This window comes from Acinetobacter sp. UBA991 (assembly GCF_002292065.1).
In the GTDB taxonomy this organism is placed as follows: Bacteria; Pseudomonadota; Gammaproteobacteria; order Pseudomonadales; family Moraxellaceae; genus Acinetobacter; species Acinetobacter higginsii.
Genome location: NZ_DBBF01000002.1, coordinates 21,480 through 42,771 on the forward strand (window position 1 = coordinate 21,480; position 21,292 = coordinate 42,771).

The 21,292-nt window shown below is 41.7% G+C and carries 18 protein-coding genes; 7 read left to right on the forward strand and 11 right to left on the reverse strand.

Annotation, left to right across the window (positions count from 1 at the left end; genetic code table 11):
• Window positions 1-45: 45 nt before the first annotated feature.
• Window positions 46-564: a hypothetical protein gene (locus B2727_RS00225; protein WP_004801255.1), complete on the reverse strand. Its 519-nt coding sequence runs from the start codon at window positions 562-564 to the stop codon at window positions 46-48.
• 239 nt (window positions 565-803) lie between these two features.
• On the opposite strand from B2727_RS00225, the gene mrdA reads away from it, so the two are divergent.
• Both mrdA and rsmD read left to right on the forward strand, forming a co-directional pair.
• Window positions 804-2,843 carry a penicillin-binding protein 2 gene (gene mrdA, locus B2727_RS00230; protein WP_005202332.1) on the forward strand — a complete coding sequence of 680 codons (2,040 nt, stop codon included), beginning with the start codon at window positions 804-806 and terminating at the stop codon, window positions 2,841-2,843.
• Window positions 2,843-3,391 carry a 16S rRNA (guanine(966)-N(2))-methyltransferase RsmD gene (gene rsmD / locus B2727_RS00235; RefSeq protein WP_005202330.1) on the forward strand — a complete coding sequence of 183 codons (549 nt, stop codon included), beginning with the start codon at window positions 2,843-2,845 and terminating at the stop codon, window positions 3,389-3,391. The genes mrdA and rsmD overlap by 1 nt, the downstream gene beginning before the upstream one ends.
• Here rsmD and B2727_RS00240 read toward each other — a convergent pair.
• Window positions 3,388-3,792, reverse strand: coding sequence for a hypothetical protein (locus tag B2727_RS00240; RefSeq protein WP_005202329.1), 405 nt, complete (start codon window positions 3,790-3,792; stop codon window positions 3,388-3,390). The genes rsmD and B2727_RS00240 overlap by 4 nt on opposite strands.
• Before the next feature lie 390 nt (window positions 3,793-4,182).
• Between B2727_RS00240 and B2727_RS00245 the strand changes: the two genes are divergently transcribed.
• Together B2727_RS00245 and B2727_RS00250 are read left to right on the forward strand one after the other, a co-directional pair.
• Entirely contained in the window at window positions 4,183-4,533 is a 351-nt protein-coding gene (locus tag B2727_RS00245; RefSeq protein WP_004801268.1) for a hypothetical protein, read from the forward strand.
• A 38-nt stretch (window positions 4,534-4,571) separates the two neighbouring features.
• A complete protein-coding gene (locus B2727_RS00250) occupies window positions 4,572-5,210 on the forward strand; it encodes a DUF2238 domain-containing protein (protein WP_005202327.1) in 639 nt (212 codons plus the stop codon).
• Window positions 5,211-5,235: 25 nt separating this feature from the next.
• Here B2727_RS00250 and blp2 read toward each other — a convergent pair whose 3' ends face one another.
• The 6 genes from blp2 to B2727_RS00280 form a co-directional block, all read right to left on the reverse strand.
• Window positions 5,236-7,383 carry an Ig-like repeat protein Blp2 gene (blp2, locus tag B2727_RS00255; protein ID WP_005202326.1) on the reverse strand — a complete coding sequence of 716 codons (2,148 nt, stop codon included), beginning with the start codon at window positions 7,381-7,383 and terminating at the stop codon, window positions 5,236-5,238.
• 252 nt (window positions 7,384-7,635) lie between these two features.
• Complete coding sequence (gene sohB / locus B2727_RS00260; protein ID WP_005202324.1) at window positions 7,636-8,598, reverse strand: protease SohB; 963 nt, start codon at window positions 8,596-8,598, stop codon at window positions 7,636-7,638.
• Window positions 8,599-8,745: 147 nt separating this feature from the next.
• Complete coding sequence (gene pstB, locus B2727_RS00265) at window positions 8,746-9,660, reverse strand: phosphate ABC transporter ATP-binding protein PstB (RefSeq protein ID WP_005202323.1); 915 nt, start codon at window positions 9,658-9,660, stop codon at window positions 8,746-8,748.
• 14 nt (window positions 9,661-9,674) lie between these two features.
• Window positions 9,675-11,069, reverse strand: a complete 1,395-nt coding sequence (pstA, locus tag B2727_RS00270; protein WP_005202321.1) for a phosphate ABC transporter permease PstA — start codon at window positions 11,067-11,069, stop codon at window positions 9,675-9,677.
• Window positions 11,066-12,445 carry a phosphate ABC transporter permease subunit PstC gene (gene pstC, locus B2727_RS00275; protein WP_004652128.1) on the reverse strand — a complete coding sequence of 460 codons (1,380 nt, stop codon included), beginning with the start codon at window positions 12,443-12,445 and terminating at the stop codon, window positions 11,066-11,068. Before pstC ends, pstA begins: the two co-directional genes overlap by 4 nt.
• Window positions 12,446-12,544: 99 nt before the next feature.
• Window positions 12,545-13,576 (reverse strand): substrate-binding domain-containing protein, encoded by a 1,032-nt coding sequence (locus B2727_RS00280; RefSeq protein ID WP_004801282.1) that lies wholly within the window; start codon window positions 13,574-13,576, stop codon window positions 12,545-12,547.
• Between the two features lie 356 nt (window positions 13,577-13,932).
• Here B2727_RS00280 and B2727_RS00285 point away from each other — a divergent pair, with 356 nt between their 5' ends.
• Window positions 13,933-14,382 carry an SRPBCC family protein gene (locus B2727_RS00285; protein WP_005202319.1) on the forward strand — a complete coding sequence of 150 codons (450 nt, stop codon included), beginning with the start codon at window positions 13,933-13,935 and terminating at the stop codon, window positions 14,380-14,382.
• 56 nt (window positions 14,383-14,438) lie between these two features.
• On the opposite strand, the gene B2727_RS00290 is transcribed toward B2727_RS00285, so the two are convergent.
• Both B2727_RS00290 and B2727_RS00295 read right to left on the reverse strand, forming a co-directional pair.
• Window positions 14,439-15,821: an amino acid permease gene (locus tag B2727_RS00290; RefSeq protein WP_017402412.1), complete on the reverse strand. Its 1,383-nt coding sequence runs from the start codon at window positions 15,819-15,821 to the stop codon at window positions 14,439-14,441.
• Window positions 15,822-15,959: 138 nt separating this feature from the next.
• Entirely contained in the window at window positions 15,960-17,681 is a 1,722-nt protein-coding gene (locus B2727_RS00295; RefSeq protein ID WP_033133414.1) for an alpha-keto acid decarboxylase family protein, read from the reverse strand.
• A 135-nt stretch (window positions 17,682-17,816) separates the two neighbouring features.
• On the opposite strand from B2727_RS00295, the gene B2727_RS00300 reads away from it, so the two are divergent.
• On the forward strand, window positions 17,817-18,302 hold the full coding sequence (locus tag B2727_RS00300; RefSeq protein ID WP_033133413.1) for an Lrp/AsnC family transcriptional regulator: 486 nt from the start codon (window positions 17,817-17,819) through the stop codon (window positions 18,300-18,302).
• A gap of 72 nt (window positions 18,303-18,374) precedes the next feature.
• Here the strand turns inward: B2727_RS00300 and B2727_RS00305 are convergent, their stop codons facing one another.
• Window positions 18,375-19,805, reverse strand: a complete 1,431-nt coding sequence (locus tag B2727_RS00305; RefSeq protein ID WP_033133412.1) for an aldehyde dehydrogenase family protein — start codon at window positions 19,803-19,805, stop codon at window positions 18,375-18,377.
• Window positions 19,806-20,208: 403 nt separating this feature from the next.
• Here B2727_RS00305 and B2727_RS00310 point away from each other — a divergent pair, with 403 nt between their 5' ends.
• On the forward strand, window positions 20,209-21,264 hold the full coding sequence (locus B2727_RS00310) for an aromatic ring-hydroxylating oxygenase subunit alpha (RefSeq protein ID WP_241345343.1): 1,056 nt from the start codon (window positions 20,209-20,211) through the stop codon (window positions 21,262-21,264).
• Window positions 21,265-21,292 lie beyond the last annotated feature (28 nt).

Genomic DNA, 21,292 nt, shown 5'->3' on the forward strand with positions numbered 1-21,292 from the left:
TATTGATACATGATGGCCTATAAAAGGATGAACGTTAATTTCCTCTTACAAACCAAAACTTAAGGTATAAGAAAACTGAAGGACAGGTTCTGATTTTTTCACAGTATTGCCATTCCCATCTTCTATTTTTTCGCGTACTCCTGCGCCTACACTGAATGTGCTGATACGCTCACTATTCAACCAGACATAAGCAAGATCGGCACCAACACCCAAGTTGCCCTTTTGTTTACCCCCATAGTTCTTACTGTCTAAATGTCCTGCATAGACACCAAGGTAATAACCATTTTTATCGGTACCAGTTAAGTAGTACGGGTAACGGAATCCAATTTGTCCACCGGGTTCATTGTCATCATTTAAAAATGCACCCGCTTTGGCGTAGGCAATCCCATACGGATTTACCCATTCAAGGTTGGCATGTAATAATTTCTTAGTAAAACCTGCACCTACATTCCACGTTGAAACGTTTGCATCTTTTAATTTAGGCTCAGGCTTAAACGGATTTTCGTCAGCATGGGCAAAACCAGTAAGTGTTAAAACCGATAATAAAAGGCAAATTTTTCTCATTATTTTCTCCATTTTCCCTAAGAGTGTATTGGAAAATCCTATTTCAAACTGTTTGTGACTTTAACAGAATTATTTTGCTTCTAATATACAAGACCATACAATTTTAATGTCTGCAAAGTCAAAAGCTGTCGCAGCATCATTTGCATGATTTGTTGAAAATTCTACAGTATGATCATGCAACTTACGTTAAAATGCGTAGCCTTTGTATTCTCTCCATCTTGTAATTAAGTCGACACCCTATGAAACAGCACTTTCCTTTAAAAAATATGCAACAAGAAAAGCGCATTTATAAGGGTCGAATCTTTTTTGCAATCTTTGTCGTGGCGATTTTTCTACTTTTATTGATCTGTCGTTATGCATATTTACAGATCGTTCATTACGATGATTTTACAACGGCATCAGATAAGAACCGTATTCGCTTACAGCCATTAGCACCCGCTCGTGGCTACATCTACGATCGTAACGGCGTGCTATTAGCAGATAACTATCCAGTTTTCACTGCAACACTGAGTCGTGCCGATGTCAGCGATATTGATGACACCATTACCCGTCTCATTCCAATTCTGGGCTTGACCCAAGATGATGTTGACCGCTTTAAAAGCCGTGTCAAAACTGCACGTAAAACTGAACGCCTTGCGATCAAATTGAATTTGACTGAAACCGATATTGCCAAATTCAGTGAAGTGAAATATGCCTTTCCTGGGGTCAAAATTGAAACCCAAATGACCCGCTACTATCCACATGGTGAATTGTTTGCGCATGTGATTGGTTATGTGGGGCGTATCAATGATAAAGAACTCAAGTCTATTGATAAGGATTTATATGCGGGTACCAACCTGATTGGTAAAATTGGGGTCGAAAAAAGCTATGAAGACCTGTTGCATGGTATTCCTGGCTATGAATCTGTTGAAGCCGATGCACACGGCAATGTACTACGTAATTTAGGTCGCCAAAATCCAGCGCGTGGTAATGATCTGTATTTATCACTTGATTACGGTTTACAAACTATTGCCGCAAAACAATTGGCAGATCGCCGTGGTGCAATTGTAGCCATGGACCCACGTACAGGTGAAATCCTCGCATTGGTCTCCAGCCCAAGTTTTAATCCAAACCTCTTCGTGACAGGAATTAGTTCCAAAGACTATAGTGGACTGCGTGACAACCTCGATCAACCGCTTTATAACCGTGCGGTTCAGGGGGCATATCCACCAGGTTCAACCATTAAACCAATGTTTGGTTTAGGTGGTATTCATTATGGTCTCGTCGATTGGAGCACTGCAATTTCCGATCCAGGTTATTTCTCATTGCCTGGTGACAGTCACCGCTTCCGTGACCATAAAAAAACGGGTCATGGTTCAGTGAACATGCATAAAGCTCAAATTGTGTCCTGCGATACCTATTTCTATGTCCTGTCCTATCGCATGGGCATTGAGAAAATGAATGACTGGATGCGCCAATTTGGCTTTGGTGAAAAAACTGGAGTTGATTTACCAAGTGAAAGCACAGGTCTCTACCCGAGTCCTGAATGGAAAATGCGAACGCGTAAATCCAAATGGCTAAAAGGTGAAACCATTTCAGTCAGTATCGGGCAAGGGGCATTTACCTCTACACCTTTACAACTTGCTATGGCAACTGCGATCACAGCCAATAAAGGTTCACATGTCACACCACATGTACTCAGAGAAACCAAAGGTGCCAAAAAATTTAGTGTCCATAACGCGCCTGATGGCAAAATTAATTTCAATGGTACAGAACAAGATTGGATCAACATGCATGATGCAATGGTGGATGTGATTCAATCTGGTACAGGTCGTGGTATTAAAGGTGGTTTGCAATATTCAATCGCAGGTAAAACAGGGACAGCCCAAGTCAAGAGTATTGCTCAAGGTAAACGTTATAACGAAGCAGCACTTTCATCTCGACAATGGGACCATGGCTTATTCGTTGGTTTTGCGCCTGCCGATAATCCTGAAATTGCCATTGCCGTGGTTTGGGAAAATGGTAAACATGGCGGTTCAGCTGCCCAACTAGCACGTCCAATCTTTGACTATTGGCTGGTGACACGTAAAAAGAATCCACTTCGTCCAGCTAGCCATCAAGTCAGTGGAGGCTTAATGACTGCGGGAATTAAACCAGGTGAACTACCAAGCAGCAGTGTTGCAACCACGGCAACACAGAATGGCCAAGCAGCATCTACACCCGTCGCTTCATCCGCTCCAGCTTCTACACCTGTTGCACCAGCAACAGGTGCTCAACCTACGGATGGAGTGACTGAATAATGAAAAATCAATTACGTATCATCGGTGGTAACTGGAAACGCCGTACTTTACCCTTTGCCAGTATTGATGGTTTACGTCCAACACCAGATCGTGTCCGTGAAACACTATTCAACTGGTTGATGTGGGATATTCAAAACGCACAGGTTTTAGACTTGTGCAGTGGCTCTGGTGCATTAGGTTTCGAAGCGCTTTCTCGTGGAGCTGCAAAAGTCGTAATGATTGAACCGAATCCAACACAAGCCAAAGTCTTAAAAGACAATATTCAACTGCTAAAAGCGGAAAATTGCCAACTGCATGTTGCAACGGCACAGCAAGCTTTAAAAAAATTAAACGCAAGTTTTGATGTGGTGTTTCTTGATCCGCCCTATAGTCTAGATTTATGGCAAGAGTTAGCTGAGCTGGCTAACCCAATGATTGCAAACCATGCTTATATTTATGTAGAAGCAGATCGAGATTTAGCTCAACTCACCCTACCGCCTACTTGGCAGAAAATAAAAGAAACCAAAGCAGGTATGGTCAGAGCCGGTTTATATCAAAAAGTCAGTTAAAAAATCCGTAACCAGAAAAATCGAATCAATTGCCCTCGGTCAAAGGGAAAACTGGAAAGATATTCATAGCCAATTCGATTGGTCTGGTTCAACTGATACATCATGCCATAACCGACTGAAATCGAAAAATCATCCAGTGACAGGCTAGTGGTATCGCCTGTCAACATCTTATGGTTAAACTGATTGGTTTGATAAGCCGTATAGTTATAGACACGCCAACGTTCATTTTGAAAAAATTGGTTATGCAAAACTGAATATGCTGTTTTCATTTCAGGATAAGCAGCATCAAACATATGTTCTGTATCTTCGCTCGGCTCTGCAAAAAAATCATAATCATCCGCATAAGCTCCAGCAGAGAGACCAATCAAAAAACAGAATAAAAAAGGGTGCTTAATGTACATAACAAGATGTGTTGATGACTTTCCTATTTAGCATACCGCTAAAAATCATTTTTTATCAATCAATTGAATGTTTTTATCTACTATTTACAAACTGCTGTTTAAAATAACCACTCCATACGGCGACCATCTGGAATTATATGGGGACTCCCCCTTCAAAGCTCGTTTCCTTGATTACCTGCAGCGCTATAAATTATAGGGTACACAGGCATCAACAATCACACAGCCGCGCTTTTCTTATTTTCATTTTACATCCAGTCTATTTAACTTTTGTACAATTAGATATGCAGAGTAAAAAAATATTAATTTTTATCGTGTTAGACATAAATAATTAATTTATAAAATTCACCTTATATACAATAATAGCACCTTTAAAATTCTACTCTATCGATCATGAAGCTTTTGTACTTGCTCATTGCCACCGTGAGCTTAACCGGTTGTATCTTTGGGAAATCAAGCGAAGTAAAACGCGCTGAAAAAGTCCTACAGAGTTTTCAATGTAACAATATTGAATCCAATGAGTTAGCAACTTCTTCTATTTCAAATTTTTATCAACAATCACTGGCGGCGAATAAAGACAAAGCAGCATCTTATATTGAACAATATAAGAATGGTGAAGATCTCTTTGACATTCCGCTCGATGAAGTTGTACAACAAAAATATCAATTATATAAGCAAGCATGTCAGGCACTCGGTGGCGTCTCTACAGCCAAAGGAACAATTGCAGTAAAGGCCACTGAGTAACAGCAATAAAACTTGCCTGACTGTATTTAGGATACAGTATGATCGAACAACAACTGAGTTTAAAACATTATATTGCACTGGCGATTGTGCTTCTGGTGGTTGCAATTGCAAGTATTCAACCGCTTGAGTTTGAGGCTTATCTACTACACCAAGCGGGTACCGTGTTGATGCTCATCGCCCTCATCGTCACGATGAAAAAGATTGGCATCAGTTTTTATAGTTTTTGCCTCTATCTGGGCTTTCTTTTGATCCATATCTTAGGGGCACACTACCTCTACTCTTATGTGCCTTATAATGAATGGATTGAAAGCCTTTTTCACTTTGACTTAAATCAAACCATGGGTTGGTCACGTAATATGTATGATCGACTGGTGCATTTTGCTTACGGTCTATTACTCTATCCTTTTTTCTATCGCTGTTTTCAAGTCTGGTTACCAACTGCCAAACCTTTGACCCTATTTCTGCTGGTTATCCAGTTTGTCATGGCATCGAGCATGTTTTATGAACTGATCGAATGGTGGATCGCCATTGGTTTATCACCTGAAGATGCTGAAAACTATAATGGCCAACAAGGCGACGTGTGGGATGCCCACAAAGATATGTTCCTTGCAACCATCGGAGCACTGCTAATCGGTATTATTCAACTGCTCAAACAAAAAACGCCTATTCAAAAATAGGCGCTATTCTCAATATGAATACCAATTAAATAATAGAATGTTGCAATACCGTAAGCTGGTCTAAAGGATCGGCTTTAATGGTCTGAGCATAATCCAGATTTGTTAAATCAGCGTTTGCTGAATGACTGATTGTAGGAGATGAGTTTTGCCCTGTAAGCAATTGGTTCAAAACCTCATCCAACTGATTTGATGTTGGTTCTGGAGAAGATAATAAGCTGCTTAAGCCCAATTTTTCAGTGTTGGTCGATTCAGAAACAGGTTCAGCTTGCTGGGTTTGCAAGGCTTCCAAATCAACCGTATCTGCCAAAGATGCTTTCGCTACAGCAGGTGCAAGCACATTAAAACTAAATGCATCACTCGTCTCACTAATATTCCCTGCTGCATCAGTCAGGGTTAAGGTGATTTTATGCGCCCCTACACTCAAATCCTGCTTAACTTCAAAACTCCATCTGCCATTATCCCCGACTGTTACCGTACCAATCGGTTGACCATTGTCATAAATCGTCAGGACGGCTTTTGCTTCGCCCACACCTGCCAAAGTCGGTTTGCTATCATCGGTATCACCTCCCGCAGCGATCGCCCCTTTTACTGCACCGACATCATCCATGACCGTTTGCAAAATAGGTTTATTGGGCGCAATGGTATCTTTTGTCCCGACCACATCGGAAGCTTCGGAACGGTTCCCTGCAGCATCAATGATATAGACTTTACCTACATTTTTATCGGTTAAAGCTGATGAAAGTGTAATGCTAAATTTTCCATCCGCACCAACAGTACCTGAACCATACAGCGTTTTCCCATCTGCACTTCTAATTTCAATTTTACTATTTGCTTCCGCTGTCCCTACCACCGAATCACCTGCTGCATTGATTTCAGCAACCGCTTTATCTGGCGCAATAGTGTCCTTTCCAGCAGTAATCTCAAGTGGCTTGGACTGGTTGCCAGCAGCATCTTCTACAATGATGGTTGCCTTTTTATCTGTGGCTAATGCGGGTGAAAGTGTAATCTGAAATTTACCCTGCGCATCTGTGACTCCACTGCCAATGATTTTTCCATCCGCATCTTTGATCTGTACCTTGCTATTCGCCTCTGCTCGACCTTGAATTGAGGAACCTTCCTTATTTACATCCACAAAAGGTTGATCAGGAGGCAAAGTATCTTTTCCGGCAATCACTTTAGAAGGTGTCGATTTGTTTCCTGCAGCATCTTCGGCAACCACTGTTCCGCCTTTGTCACTGGTTAATACAGGTGAAACTTTTATCGAATACAGTCCTTCTTTATTCGCAATCACGGTACCTAATAGTTTTCCATCAGCATCATAAATCGAGACTTTTGCATTGGCTTCTGCCTTGCCAGTAACAATTGTGCCATCTGCATTAAGTTGTGCTGTCGGCGCATCTGGTGCAATGGTATCTTTATTTCCCGTCACGACAGCTGCTTTAGAGGCATTGCCAGAACTATCGATCGCGGTCACGCTGACCTTGCCACCATTCACCAAAGGCTGATCCAGCTTAATCGTGTAATTTCCTTCGGCATCGGCTTGAGTCGTAGCAATCACTTTCCCCGCAGCATCCTTAATTTCGATTTTGGCCTTAGCTTCGGTTTTACCCGTAATGGTTTGTGTATCTGTACCCAAATTCGCTGTCGGTGTCCCTGGTGGTGTTATATCAATCGGTTGGTTACTACTTTTATTTTTATCGTCATCATCATCTTTTACTGCCCATAAATACACACCTTCTGCGACTAAAGCAGCCAAACCCACTTTCCATAATTGGGATTTACTAATCGCAGAATCATGATCAACATTTTGAGGCTGAGAAACTGGTGTAGTAACTGCATCAGTATATGCAAATTGGGTCAATGAGGTCGCTGGGGCATAACGAACAAATTTACCCGAATCATCAAACTCTGCGACCGCATAAGTACCATCCACTTTTGCGAGTGCTAGGCTGTGTTCGGTTAGATTTTCATTACTATAAAAACCACTAACAACAATCTTTTCACCATTTTTTAGTGTAATGACAAGATCATTACCTTGCTTGATAATTGATTTAATATCTGCTTGATTTACACCAATCTGTACGATCGAAGGCTGGTCTAAAACCACACTTTTTAGTTGTGCATCTTGTAGGATATTCGAGTTTTTCTTTGAAAAAACAACAACTCTTGTCATTATTATGCTCACTTATCAATTATATTTTTAAATAATTCTTCGATTAATGAATAATTAAGTAATTCATCTTGCAAATAAAATATCAAATGATTGATATGACTACAATCTCTTCGATCAGAAGTTTTGTCATGTTTGTTTAATTCACCAAATATTCAAATCTAGCCAAGTATTTTCATAGAAATCAGCAGTAAGGCACATAAAAAAACCAGCCCTATAGACTGGTTTTTCAAGATCATTTTACAGTTCCAATCATTAAAATTTTGGATCACGCATTTGTACCAATGTGCTATTTGCCTTTGCCAGACTATCGGTAATTTTACTGAGCACAGTCGGAATTAAACTCTCAGCCATTTGTGCAGCTTGCAAACCTAATTTCTCACCAAAAGTTGGACGTTTACGGGTATTAATCACATAAATATCATGCTTTGGTAATAGACTTAATAAATACTCATCTGAAGTTTGCAACTTATCTACCAAGTTCAGTTCACGGGCATCCTCACCATACCAGTGCTCGCCTGTTGCCACTTTTGTAATATCCAGTTGAGGACGATATTTCTCAACAAAATGTTTAAATAAAGAATGGGTTTGCTGCAATTCTTCTTCAAACTTCGCCTTACCTTCTGGTGTATTTTCACCAAACATAGTCACGGTACGCTTGTATTCACCTGCGGTATATAATTCAAAATCAACATTATGTTGTTTTAACAAACGATTGAAGTTTGGCACTTGTGCGACCACACCAATCGAACCAACCACAGCAAACGGCGCAGAGATAATTTCGCTGGCAATACATGCCATCATATAACCACCACTGGCTGCAACCTTATCTACACAGATGGTGACGTGAAAGCCTGCATCACGTAAACGCACCAATTGAGCTGCTGCAAGACCATAGCCATGCACCATTCCACCAGGACTTTCCAAGCGAACAACAACACGGTCATGCCCTGCTTTGGCAGTCGCTAAAATCAGGGTAATTTCTTCACGAATAGTATCTACGGCAGAAGCTTGGACATCCCCTTTAAAGTCGAGGACATAGATTTTTTGATCATTCTTTTTGCGGATCTTGGCTTCTTTGGAAAGTTGTTGAACAAGTTGTAATAACTCCAAACGAGATGCTGTCGTTTGCGCAATTCTTTTTCTTTGTTCATTCACACGCGCATTTAAATGACTAATACGAATTTCAGCAGGAAACTTAGGTAAATGGAATAACATGAAGTATGTGCTCTATAAGTTCGGCGTTATTGTTCTAAGATGTGGTCTGCTCAATAAAAATTCAATAGCGATTTTGCAAAATAGATTCATTTTCATTTATATATAAAAAAAGAGTCCGAAGACCCTTTTTTATATAACCCTAAAAAATTAACCAAAACGCCCTGTAATATAAGCTTCAGTCAATTGATGATCAGGCTGAGTAAACACTTTTTCAGTCGAGTTCACTTCAATCAGGTCACCCAAATGGAAGTAAGCTGTACGGTCAGAGACACGCGCCGCTTGTTGCATAGAGTGGGTGACGATCGCAATGGTGAATTGTTCTGACAATTCTGAGATCAATTCTTCAATTTTTGCGGTCGCAATTGGATCGAGTGCCGAACATGGTTCATCCATCAAAATCACTTCTGGACTCACCGCAATGGTACGTGCAATACATAAACGCTGTTGCTGACCACCTGATAAACCAGTGCCTGGCTGACTCAAACGATCTTTGACTTCATCCCATAAGCCCGCTTTACGTAAACTGTTTTCCACGATTTCTTCTAAATCATATTTATCACGTGCCAGACCATGTAGTTTCGGGCCATAAGCAACATTGTCAAAAATTGATTTTGGGAATGGGTTTGGCTTTTGGAACACCATGCCTACTTGCGCACGCAATAACACCACATCAAGGTTTGGATCATAGATATCTTGATCATCCAAAGTCACCTTACCTGTCACACGGCAGCTATCAATCGTGTCATTCATACGGTTTAAAGTCCGTAAGAACGTTGATTTACCACAACCCGATGGGCCAATAAATGCAATCACCTCATTCTGGTAAACATCAAGGTCGATGCCTTTGATCGCCTCAGCGTCACCATAATAAACATGAACATCTTTGGTACTGATTTTCACTTCGCTCGTTTTTGGCTTTTTATTTGAAGAAGCCGTTTCAAACTGAGAGACAAATGCAGTATTTGATTGCTGAACTTGCGCTTCAGGTGACGTAAATTCTTTTTGCTGTGGATTCACTGATTTATCCTTTTCTACGGCGTTCATAATATCAATCGTATTCATTGTACTCTCCTCAATTACCAACGCACTTCAAATTTCTTACGGAGCCAAATGGCAAGGCTATTCAAACCAATCATTAACGCTAGTAAAACAATAATCGCTGCTGCAGTACGTCCTTCGAAGAAGTTACGTAATTCATTACCTTGCCATAAATACACTTGTACTGGCAATGCGGTTGCTTGATCGAGTGGTGTTGTCGGCACGCTTGCAACGAAAGCACTCATTCCGATTAAAAGTAATGGCGCAGTTTCACCCAGTGCATGTGCAACCCCAATGATCGCACCTGTCATAATGCCCGGTAACGCCAGCGGCAATACGTGATGAAAAATGGTTTGTACTTTCGACGCGCCTAGACCCAACGCGGCTTGACGAATCGAAGGCGGCACTGCTTTTAACGATGCACGTGTCGTGATAATCACGGTTGGTAAAGTCATTAAGCTCAGAACCAAACCACCGACCAGTGGTGCTGATAATGGCAATTGCATCCAGCCAATAAAGATAGCTGCACCGAGTAAACCAAATACAATTGAAGGAACCGCAGCCAAGTTATTAATGTTGACTTCAATAATGTCCGTCATCATGTTCTTTGGTGCAAACTCTTCAAGATAAATTGCACTCGCAACACCAATTGGAATCGAGATCACAATCACGATCATCATCATGAATAATGAACCCATGAATGCGCCGGCTAAACCACTTGTTGCAGGTGAACTACGAGAATCTGGACTAAAGAACAAGTTAGTATTGAAGGTACTTTTAATAATTCCTTCTGCTTTTAACTGATCTGCCAGTTGACGAACTTCTGGTTCAAGTTGTTGCTGATCATCTGGCAAACTACGGTCAATATTACCTGCTAACCATACATCTATATTGGCATCCGCTAAGAATTTGATCTCTTCTTTGCTTCCAATCAGTGCAGGGTTTTTAAGCACCATATCACGCAAACGGTATGCTTCAGAACTGGTATATAAACTGCTTAGATAATCACGTTGAGACTCTAATGCTTTATTTTTGGCAACGATGCCATTTACGATCAAGGCATCCCAATCCACCATCCCCATTTCAGTTTGCCAAGCGACCATGCGCTCTTCAAAGTGAGCTGGGGCTTCACCAACTGTTTGTTTTGGCTTCGCCCCAACATTAATGATCGCTGGATCAAAATAAACAGGAACTGTAATACTGCTTTGCCAAAAAGCAGGCAGACCTTTCGCCAAGATGCTACCAAATAGTAAGGCAACAAATGCCAGCGCGATCACAACCGCCGAGATACCGGCAAAGCGAAAGGTTTTTTCTTTCCGATGACGCTTAGCCAAAGAACTTTGGATCTTTCTTTTACGCTGCTCACGTTGTTCAGCAGCTACTTGAGGATCCAATAGGTTCGGATCCAGAGGAGATGTATTTGATGAACTCATTCGTATTGCTCACGATATTTACGCACGATGTACAGTGCAATAATGTTTAGACCCAAAGTAATCACAAACAGCGTTAAACCAAGGGCAAATGCCACCAGTGCTTGCGGGCTGGCAAAGTCAGTATCCCCCGTTAATTGCTTCACAATCGTGACGGTTACGGTTGAAACTGCTTCAAATGGATTTGCATGCAACAATGGACTGTTTCCTGCTGCAAGCACCACAATCATGGTCTCACCCACGGCACGGGATACGGCAAGTAAAAATGCCCCTGTAATCCCTGGTAGGGCAGCTGGTAGAACGACTTGACGAATCGTTTCTGATTTCGTTGCACCTAAACCCAAAGAACCATCACGTAATGCGCGAGGTACCTGAGTAATGATGTCATCGGATAATGAGGAGACGAATGGGATAATCATAATCCCCATTACAAAACCTGCGGTGAGTGCGCTGGTCGCATTAATATTGATGCCAACACTCTCACCCACCATTTTGAAGAATGGGCCAATCACCATTAAAGCGAATACGCCATAAACGATGGTTGGAATCCCTGCCAAAACCTCAATCGCAGGTTTTGCCCAAGAACGCAACCTTGGCGATGCATATTCAGCCAGATAAATCGCAACCAACAAGCCAATCGGTACCGCAACCAATAATGCGATACCACTGACCATCAAGGTTCCCCAAATCAGCGGTAAGATACCGTAACTGCCTTCTGCATTTCCTGAGGTGCTAAAACCTGGATTCCATTCAGTACCAAAGAAGAAATCAACTGGACTCACAAAATGGAAAAAGTGTAACGCTTCTCTCAACATCGATAAAACAATACCGATTGTTGTCAGGATTGCGACACCAGAACACAGAATCAATGCAACATTAATGGTTTTTTCGACTTGGTTACGTGCACGGAATTGTTGGCTCACATGACGCTTTGCCCACACTAAACCAGCCAGTCCAGCACTAATCACCACTGCAAGTTTTGCAAATGAGCCAATGGTCTGGAATTTAGCAAGTTGTTGCGCTGCTGCAACTTCATATGCTGCTGGCTGATCTGTTACCCCGAAACCAGAAGCAATGGCTTGCACTCGACTGGTTAAAACATCACGACCTGCCGCATCTAAGGTCGAACTTACAGATGCAGGAATATTATTAAAAATAATATGCTGTAAAATACTTGGTTCAACCAAGTTCCAAATAATCAAAATTAAAAAAGCAGGAATACCACACCACAAAGCAACCAACGCCCCATAATATCCTGGACGAGAATGTAGTGTTGCTGAGTTATTTCCCTTACCTGCTAGGTTACGGCTTTTACTCAGCCCGATTTGATATGCAATTGCCACAAGGGCTAATAACACACCGATAAGTAGCAGATTCATGTAATCTCCACTGTTTTCTCAATTTTCATGATTTGAAAAAACTTAGCTAGACAAAAAGGCTGATGATCCAACGTCTCACCAGCCTCCCTTTTAACAATATTACTTAACTGATTTACCAGCTTTGAAATCAGCTAGGATTTTTGCGCGCTCTTTGTCGCTTAAAGGAATCAAGCCCGCTTTTTCTAATTTAGAACCTTTACCAGAAATTTTCTTGTTTAAGAAGAATTCTGTGTATTGCGGTAAGCCTTTGATTGATTTCAAGTGCTCGCCTTTCACGTAGAAGAACAATGGACGCGAAACAAGGTAGCTACCATCTAGTACAGTTTTCTCAGATGGAGTCACGCCATTTACAGTCGCTACACGTAATTTATCACGGTTTGAATCATAGAAACCTAGACCAAATACACCGACTGCATTTGGAGAAGTTTTCAAGCGAGCTAGAGTTTCAGTATAGTCACCCGCAATTTCAATCACACGACCATCTTTACGGAAGGTTGAACATGCTTTCTTTTGATCGTCTTTACTTAAAGCTTTGTAGTAATCAAATGCTTCACAACCAGCATCAACCATTTTCTCTTGGAAAACTTCACGCGTACCGTGGTTAGATGCAGGAATAACTAAAGTGATCGGCTCATTTGGTAATGATTTATCAATTTGGTTCCAAGTTGTATATGGGTTTGGAACTAATTTACCATTTGAAGGAAGCTGTGCAGATAATGCAGTGAATACATGGATTGGTTTTAATTTATACGCTGCTTTTTTAACATTTGATGCAAATACGATACCGTCGTAACCCACTTTAATTTCTTGTACTTGGTTTACACCAGATTTTTTACATGCATCAAGCTCTGTGTCTTTAATTTGACGAGAAGCATTTGCGATGTCGATGGTGTTATCACCTACACCTTGGCAGAATTGCTTCAAACCACCGCCCGTACCACCTGAACCAACAACCGGTGCTTTGAACTGTGGGAATGTGTTGCCAAACTCTTCAGCAACAATACTTGCAAACGGTAATACAGTAGATGAACCAGCAATTTGAATCGTATCACGAGCTGCATTCGCAGTCGTTGCTACAGTTGCCCCAGATACAGCTAATGCAATTGCGATGTGACGTGGATTTAAGCGCATTCTGTTTTCTCTCATTTATGCAATTTGGTTTACAACTCTTTTTAAGTTAAGTGTTGTACTTTGGTTAACTGCATTTTGAGCAGATAATATGACAATTAAGTGACAACTTTATGACGCTTTTGTGATAGCCATTTCTTAAGCTCAATTTTTAGAAAATTATTGGTCATAAAGTCATATTTTCTGCTTTATTTTTTGCAGCTCGGAACTCGATTACACTCAGAAAATAACGTTTAGATATTGAATTTTATCGGATTTAAAAGAACACTCGCGCATTCAGCTTAACAAAAAGCATCTTGGGCAGAGCAACCAGTTTATATATGTTTTATGACAATTCCCTATCAAAAAGAACAGATACAATGCTAAATCCTGTCATAATTGAAACACAAATGCTGATTCGTAAACCGGCCCACAGCGTTTTTGAAGCATTTATTGATCCAGAAATCACCTCAAAATTTTGGTTTAGTTCGGCAACAGCACCACTTGAACAAGGAAAAACGGTTGAATGGACTTGGGAAAAATACCAAGTTTCGGCAAACGTAAAGGTGACAAAAATCATTACCAATGAATTGATTCAGATTCAATGGGGCGAGCCGAGCAGTACGGTTGATTTTATCTTTGAAGCGATCAATGACGATCAAACCTATCTCAGAATTCAAAATTATAATATCCCCTTACAAGGTGATGAGCTGATTGCCTTTATTATTGATAATACGGGTGGCTTCACCACCGTCGTAGATAGCTTGAAAGCCTATTTAGAGCATGGAATTCAACTCAATCTGGTTCAGGACAAGTTTCCACCCTTCTAGATCAATACAACTTTGATGCAATAAAAAAAAAGGCACCTTACTGTGCCTTTTTTGATTTAAAGATTGGACTGTGCTTCGGGCAGAACCAGCATTTTTTTACGATATTTAAAGATATACATCGCCGCTAAAATCGCCAGCCAGATCGGTCCAAGAATAACAGCCAAACGCATATCAGGGGTCATCGCCATAATAATCAAAATAAAGCAGACAAAGCTGATGGTGAGATAATTACTCCATGGGCTCCAGATGCTTTTAAATTTGGTTTGATGTTGTTTCAGGCGCATTGCTTTATTAAATTTCAAATGGGTGACGGAAATCATTAACCAGTTAATCACCAATGCTGCAACCACCAGCATCATGAATAACTGAAAGGCTTCACCCGGAATTAAATAGTTGACCAACACACATATCGCCGTAACCGAAGCAGAGACAATCGCCGCAGGAACCGGAATTCCACGCGCATTCACTTTTTTCAATATCGCAGGTGCATTGCCCTGTTCGGCCAAGCCATGCAACATACGGCTATTACAATAAATACAACTGTTATAAACAGAAACCGCTGCAATCAACACCACAAAATTGAGGACATTGGCAACCCCATTACTATTCAAAGACTGGAAGATCAACACAAAAGGGCTGCCCCCTTCCGCCACCATATTCCATGGATAAAGACAGAGTAAAATCCCGATTGCACCAATATAGAAAATCAAAATACGGTACACAATCTGATTCACCGCCTTAGGAATAGTGGTTTCAGGATTTTTGGTTTCTGCTGCGGCAATTCCGATCAGTTCAAGCCCACCAAAGGCAAACATGATCACGGCAAGCGCCATAATAAAGCCATGCGTGCCATGTGGAAAAAAGCCACCGTGTTGCCATAAATTGGCAATCCCCGCCTGTGGACCCGCAGAACCTGAAAGCAATAAATAAGCACCAAAACCGATCATACTTAAAATCGCAACAATCTTAATGCAGGAGAACAGAAATTCGGACTCACCAAAGAATCTGACATTGACCAGATTAATGGCATTAATCAGCACAAAGAACACCAAGGCAGTCAGCCATGTGGGCACGTCTGGCCACCAAAACTGAATAAAGGTCCCGATGGCGCTCAGTTCAGCCATACTGACCAACACATACAGCACCCAATAATTCCAGCCCGACATAAAGCCTGCCATGCGGCCCCAGTATTTATTGGCAAAATAACTAAATGAACCGCTCACGGGTTCTTCAACCACCATTTCTCCTAAATGGCGCATAATTAAAAACGCAATCACACCAGCAATCGCATAACCCAATAAAATAGAGGGCCCTGCCAGTTTGATGGTTTGCGAAAGACCCAGAAATAATCCTGTCCCAATTGCCCCGCCTAGCGCAATCAGCTGGATATGCCGATTGGACAATCCTTGCTTTAACTCATGTTTATTGTTTACATCCATCATGTTATCTCCAATGTGTGTGTCACATCCTGTACACCTTTTTATACAGCGCATGATTCGAAGCTCAGCATGAAGCTCCGAATCTGATTCGCTCTCTTATCAATTTATAAAGTTGAAGATTTTCCAATTTCCTTCTGATCAGAAGGAAATTACTTTTTTACTGGGTAATGCTTGGGAACGCTGTTTTAAGATTTCATAGCCTCGATCGCCATAATCAAAGCGGGCAATCACTGACGCAAATTTTTTCAAACTAGATGGTGCATCCATAGCTGGGAGTTTTAGTTCAATGAAGGTCATTCCGTCGAACTGATGCATATTATCCAAAACCTGCTTTAACTGCCCTGCGGTTTCTACCACACAGCTTTTATAGTCTTGGCTACCGTTAAAAACATTTGGAATCTCGCTATATTTCCAGTCCTGAACATCGTTATAAGCCGCGTTCTCGCCCATGATTAAACGTTCAATGGTATAGCCACCATTATTGAGTAAAAAAATAATGGGCTTGAGACCATGACGGATAATGGTCGAAAGCTCCTGTACCGTGAGCTGAAATGAACCATCACCAATAAATAGGATTTGGCGGCGTTCTGGTGCAGCCAATAAACTACCGAGTAATGCTGGCAAGGTATAACCAATCGAGCCCCACAGTGGTTGTGCAATATATTTAGCAGTTGCAGGTAGCTTGAGCCCCGCCAAGGCTGAGTTAGAAGTCCCGACTTCACCGATAACCACATCATCATCTTTAAGAAAGCCCGCAATATAACGCCACAAGACATCCTGACTCAGCTTTTGCTGTTCAGGCACCTCAAGTGTCTGTTGTGCTTGCTGCTCCAACATCGGCTGGCTTAACTTTCGTGGTGCAACCTTCTTATTCAGTTCCACCAGAAGTTGTCCAATTTCGATGCCGGGGAAATCCTGTCCAAAAATCGTCAAACCATAAGGTTTGATTTCAATATAGTTTTCAGTGGCAATTTGATGGGTAAATACCCCAGTTCCGACATCAGTAAAACGCACCCCGATACCCATCAAGCAATCAGACTGCTCAATGGCCTGACGCACATGCGCTTGGCTTGCGCCACCGACATAGGTTCCCACATAACGCGGTGAACCCTCATCCATAATATTTTTAGCGGTCAGCATACTGGCAAAAGGAATCGAGCATTTTTTGGATAAATCATCCAGTAGTGAGGTAATCCCAAAAACAGAGGCTTCATTATCAATCAGCAGCGCTGGTCGCTTGGCTTGCGCAATCACCTCACACAGTTTGGTGACTGCGCTTTGTAACAGCTCTGGCTCAACCCTCGGGTAAGATAAATCGAGTGAACGATCTGTCACTTCAATTTTGACGTGAGTAATATCCGATGCCAACTGGATATGTACAGGTCGACGTTCAAGGAAACATTGACGTAACACACGGTCAATTTCATAGGCGGCATTGGCTGGGGTTAAACGGGTCTGTGCAACAGTGAACTCTTTCATGCAGTTCATGATGTTGTCATAGTTGCCATCTACCAGCGTGTGATGAACCAGAGTGCCTTTCTGCACCACATGTAAAGGCGGAATCCCTGAAATATGCACCACTGGTACATTCTCAGCATAAGCACCTGCAATGCCATTAATCGCACTTAAATCACCGACCCCATAGGTCGTTGTCAAAGCAGCAAAACCGTTGATGCGTGCATAACCGTCAGCAGCATAAGCCGCATTTAATTCATTACAATTACCAATAAATTCAAGTTGGGCATCTGCCTCAACTTGTTCGAGATAAGAAAGGTTAAAATCACCAGGTACACCAAACAGATGTTGGATACCCATTTGTTTTAGACGAAGATTTAAAAAATCACCGATTTCTATGAACATTGCTCTACATCCTTTCAAGTCAATTTTTTATTCCATAGAAAAATAATATTTCATCTACCTGTTAAATTTCGTGCATAATAAAAACGCATTTTAATAAAAATACAATATTTGTGTATCATAAAAGGATTTTATGCAATGGATAAGTTCGACTGGCAAATCATTCAGGCCCTACAAAAGAATGGACGGCTCACCAATCAGGAAGTTGGAGATTTAATCGGTTTATCGGCATCACAATGTTCCAGAAGACGACAGTTACTGGAGCAAAAAGGCGTGATCTTGGGTTATGCCGCCCGCATCCACCAACAAGCTTTAGGCTTGGAGGTTACCGCGATGATCCACATTAACTTACGTATTCACGAGGCCAAGTCACAACAGGCCTTTCAGGACTTAATTGAAGCTGAGGACAATATTCAGGATGCTTTTTCAATTAGCGGCGATGCTGATTTTATTTTAAAAGTCGTCGCAGAAAATCTGGAACAGCTGTCTCAATTCGTGACAGAGCGACTACTGTCTTATAGTTTTATTGGCCATATAAAATCTTACATTGTGTTAAAAAAAATCAAAGAACAGAATCACTTTCTCAGCAAATCCAAGGGTCACAGCTACCATCCAGCCACTTAGACCTCGTTTTAAGCAGCACCATGCATAAAAACAAAAAGGCGGATATTAGATCCGCCTTAAAAATATGAAGGTTTAGATTTTATTGATATGCACAGTTTGTCCTACTGTATTTTCCAGCAAACCTTCCATGCCAAACTCAGCCCCCACACCCGACATTTTCCAACCACCAAACGGTGCATGTGGAACAATCTCTGCATGGGTATTCACCCATGCAGTGCCGCATTGTAGTTGTGAAGCGTAGAACTGTGCAGCTTTTAAATCAGAAGACCAGATTGAACCACCTAATCCAAATTCACTGGCATTGGCCCGTGCAATTGCATCATCAATATCACGATATTTTAGAATCGGTAACACGGGGCCAAACTGCTCCTCTTGTACCACTCGGCAGCTTTCATCCAGTCCAGTTAAAATCGTTGGCGCAATAAAATAGCCTTGCTCAGGTATAGTCTGATCACCCGACAGCGCCTTGGCACCTTGCGCAAGCGCATCGGCAATTAAGGCTTTTACTTTTTGATATTGCAGCTGATTTTGCACAGGACCAAATGTGGTCTCTGTCGCCATGCCATCTCCAACATTTTGGGCATTGGCAATATCAGCCAGTTTTTGTGCTAGCGCGTCATATTGGCTTTCGTGCACATACAAACGTTTTAAAGCAGCACAGGTTTGCCCAGCATTTAAAAATGCCACGTTAAAAATGCGCTTGGCTATTTGATCAAGATCGGCATCAGGTAAAACAATCCCCGCATCATTGCCACCCAGCTCTAGGGTCAGATGCTTTAAGGTTTTTACCGCACCTGACATAATGTGCTGACCCGTCTTGGTCGAACCTGTAAAAACCACTTTGGCGATATCAGGATGAGTTGATAATGCCTCACCGACGTCGCCTTTACCCAGCAAGATTGAAATCACACCCGCAGGCACTTCTTGTTGAATAATTTCACAGAGTTTTAACGTAGCCAAAGGGGTAAATTCAGATGGTTTATTAATCACTACATTGCCCGCACGTAAGGCAGGCATGATATGCCACACCGCAATCATCAACGGCCAGTTCCACGGCGTAATCGAAGCCACCACACCTAAGGGCTGATAATGACGTTCAATTCGTTTCTGTTCACTGTCTTCAATAATATCAACTGGTATTTCTAAACTTGCGGTATAACGTGTCCAGCCAATCGCACCCTGTACTTCCATTTGTGCCAATGCCAAGGGTTTACCTTGCTCAACTACAATCAACTCTGCCAGAGTTTCGGCATGTTGTTCAATCCCATCCGCAATCTTTTTCAGTATGCTTTTGCGTTCCTCATGAGAACTGCGTTGCCAGCTTCCAAAAGCTTGCTTTGCCGCCTCAATTGCTTGATTCACCTGTGCAATCGAAGCCTGCGCACACTTTGCTGCAACAGCAGCTGTTGCAGGATTGATAATCTCAAGTTCGCCTGCTTCACCGAGACAAGATTGACCGTTAATAATCAGTTTAAATTGGTTTTGCATATTTAAGTGTTGCATGCCTTGTTCCTTCTATTCATTGTAATCATGATGTTTTGCCTGATCCGACCTCAGCTCTAGGTCCCAAGTGCAAAAGTGATGACATCTATCCATCAAAATATTGAGCATCTCTCACTACAATATGGAATTTGTGCATCACAGTTTATGCATAATTATTTCTGATTTAGATTAAAGATGCACAATTTGTGCAGAACAGCGACAATTTTCTACCTTGTCATTATAAAAAACCATCGTAGAGATGCTGGACAGAATGCAACTAAACAGCAAACCAACTACATGCCTTTATGTAATTTCATCTCAACTTCTGTGTTCTAAAAGTTACGACACTTCATTCAATTAATTGAAATTTCTTAGAACAGCTGGCTTCGCTATATTCAATACCAATGAGCCAGAAGATAAGAAGATGAACAGCAAAGTGATTACAACGTTTAAGCATACGGATTTACCTATACACATGACCTTTTCAGAGCATGATTGGCAGCTACTTGCTCAGCACTGGTATCCGATTGCGCTCGCCCGTGATATTTCAGAGCAGCCAACAGCAGCCATGTTGCTGGATATGCCATTGGTTATTTACAAAATGGGAGATGAACTGATTGTTGCAAAAGATGTTTGCCCACATCGTGGAGTTCCCCTTAGCTTGGGCCGTCATGACGGGCAAGGTATTGTCTGTCGCTATCACGGATTACGCTTTGGGCATGCCGGCAAATGCAATCGTATTCCTGCACATCCACAGCATAAAATCTCGGAGCGCTTTCATTTGAAAACCTATGCTGCCACTGAAAAGTATGGACTGATCTGGTGTTGCTTAGCAGCTCGCCAAGATGATAAACCTATTATTCCTGACATGCCCTACTGGGAGGATGCAGACTACCAGCAACTGCTATGTCCTTTTGTAGACTTAAATTGCTTTGCCGGTCGGCAACTGGAAGGATTTATTGATGTCGCCCATTTTGCGTGGGTACATCCTGATACTTTTGGTGATCCTGATGATGTTGAAGTGCCAGACTATAGCACCACAGAAACCAGTTATGGCTTCAATGCGGATTATATCAGCAGTGTCGGACGCTATCCGATTGGCACAGCGCAACGAGGGCAAGATAATTTTAACTGGCTCAGACATTTTGAAATCAGCCTGCCTTTTACTGCCACACTGACCATTCATTTTCCGAATCAAAGCAAACAGGTGATCATGAATGCGGCCTCTCCTGTAAGCGCGCGACAAACTCGCCTGTTTGCACCAATCTGCCGTAATTATGATAAAGATTTACCTGTTGAGGATGCCTATGCATTCAATCTACAGATTTTTGAAGAAGATCGACTGATTGTTGAAACCCAGAAACCTGAATATCTCCCCCTGGATTTATCGATGGAAGCGCATTTTCCAGCAGACCGTAGCTCAAGTATGTATCGTCGACTCCTAAGAAAAATGGGATTTAATGCTATTTTTGCCGCCTAGCTGATTTATATTCAGTTCCAAGACGCAA

Coding starts and splice junctions, on each gene's coding strand:
- B2727_RS00300 (WP_033133413.1), top strand. CDS start 17,817: ATGGATAAGTTCGACTGGCAAATCATTCAGGCCCTACAAAAGAATGGA.
- B2727_RS00290 (WP_017402412.1), bottom strand. CDS start 15,821: ATGGATGTAAACAATAAACATGAGTTAAAGCAAGGATTGTCCAATCGG.
- B2727_RS00240 (WP_005202329.1), bottom strand. CDS start 3,792: ATGTACATTAAGCACCCTTTTTTATTCTGTTTTTTGATTGGTCTCTCT.
- sohB (WP_005202324.1), bottom strand. CDS start 8,598: ATGTTATTCCATTTACCTAAGTTTCCTGCTGAAATTCGTATTAGTCAT.
- B2727_RS00225 (WP_004801255.1), bottom strand. CDS start 564: ATGAGAAAAATTTGCCTTTTATTATCGGTTTTAACACTTACTGGTTTT.
- B2727_RS00305 (WP_033133412.1), bottom strand. CDS start 19,805: ATGCAACACTTAAATATGCAAAACCAATTTAAACTGATTATTAACGGT.
- B2727_RS00310 (WP_241345343.1), top strand. CDS start 20,209: ATGAACAGCAAAGTGATTACAACGTTTAAGCATACGGATTTACCTATA.
- blp2 (WP_005202326.1), bottom strand. CDS start 7,383: ATGACAAGAGTTGTTGTTTTTTCAAAGAAAAACTCGAATATCCTACAA.
- B2727_RS00295 (WP_033133414.1), bottom strand. CDS start 17,681: ATGTTCATAGAAATCGGTGATTTTTTAAATCTTCGTCTAAAACAAATG.
- pstA (WP_005202321.1), bottom strand. CDS start 11,069: ATGAGTTCATCAAATACATCTCCTCTGGATCCGAACCTATTGGATCCT.
- B2727_RS00245 (WP_004801268.1), top strand. CDS start 4,183: ATGAAGCTTTTGTACTTGCTCATTGCCACCGTGAGCTTAACCGGTTGT.
- rsmD (WP_005202330.1), top strand. CDS start 2,843: ATGAAAAATCAATTACGTATCATCGGTGGTAACTGGAAACGCCGTACT.
- pstB (WP_005202323.1), bottom strand. CDS start 9,660: ATGAATACGATTGATATTATGAACGCCGTAGAAAAGGATAAATCAGTG.
- pstC (WP_004652128.1), bottom strand. CDS start 12,445: ATGAATCTGCTACTTATCGGTGTGTTATTAGCCCTTGTGGCAATTGCA.
- mrdA (WP_005202332.1), top strand. CDS start 804: ATGAAACAGCACTTTCCTTTAAAAAATATGCAACAAGAAAAGCGCATT.
- B2727_RS00285 (WP_005202319.1), top strand. CDS start 13,933: ATGCTAAATCCTGTCATAATTGAAACACAAATGCTGATTCGTAAACCG.
- B2727_RS00250 (WP_005202327.1), top strand. CDS start 4,572: ATGATCGAACAACAACTGAGTTTAAAACATTATATTGCACTGGCGATT.
- B2727_RS00280 (WP_004801282.1), bottom strand. CDS start 13,576: ATGCGCTTAAATCCACGTCACATCGCAATTGCATTAGCTGTATCTGGG.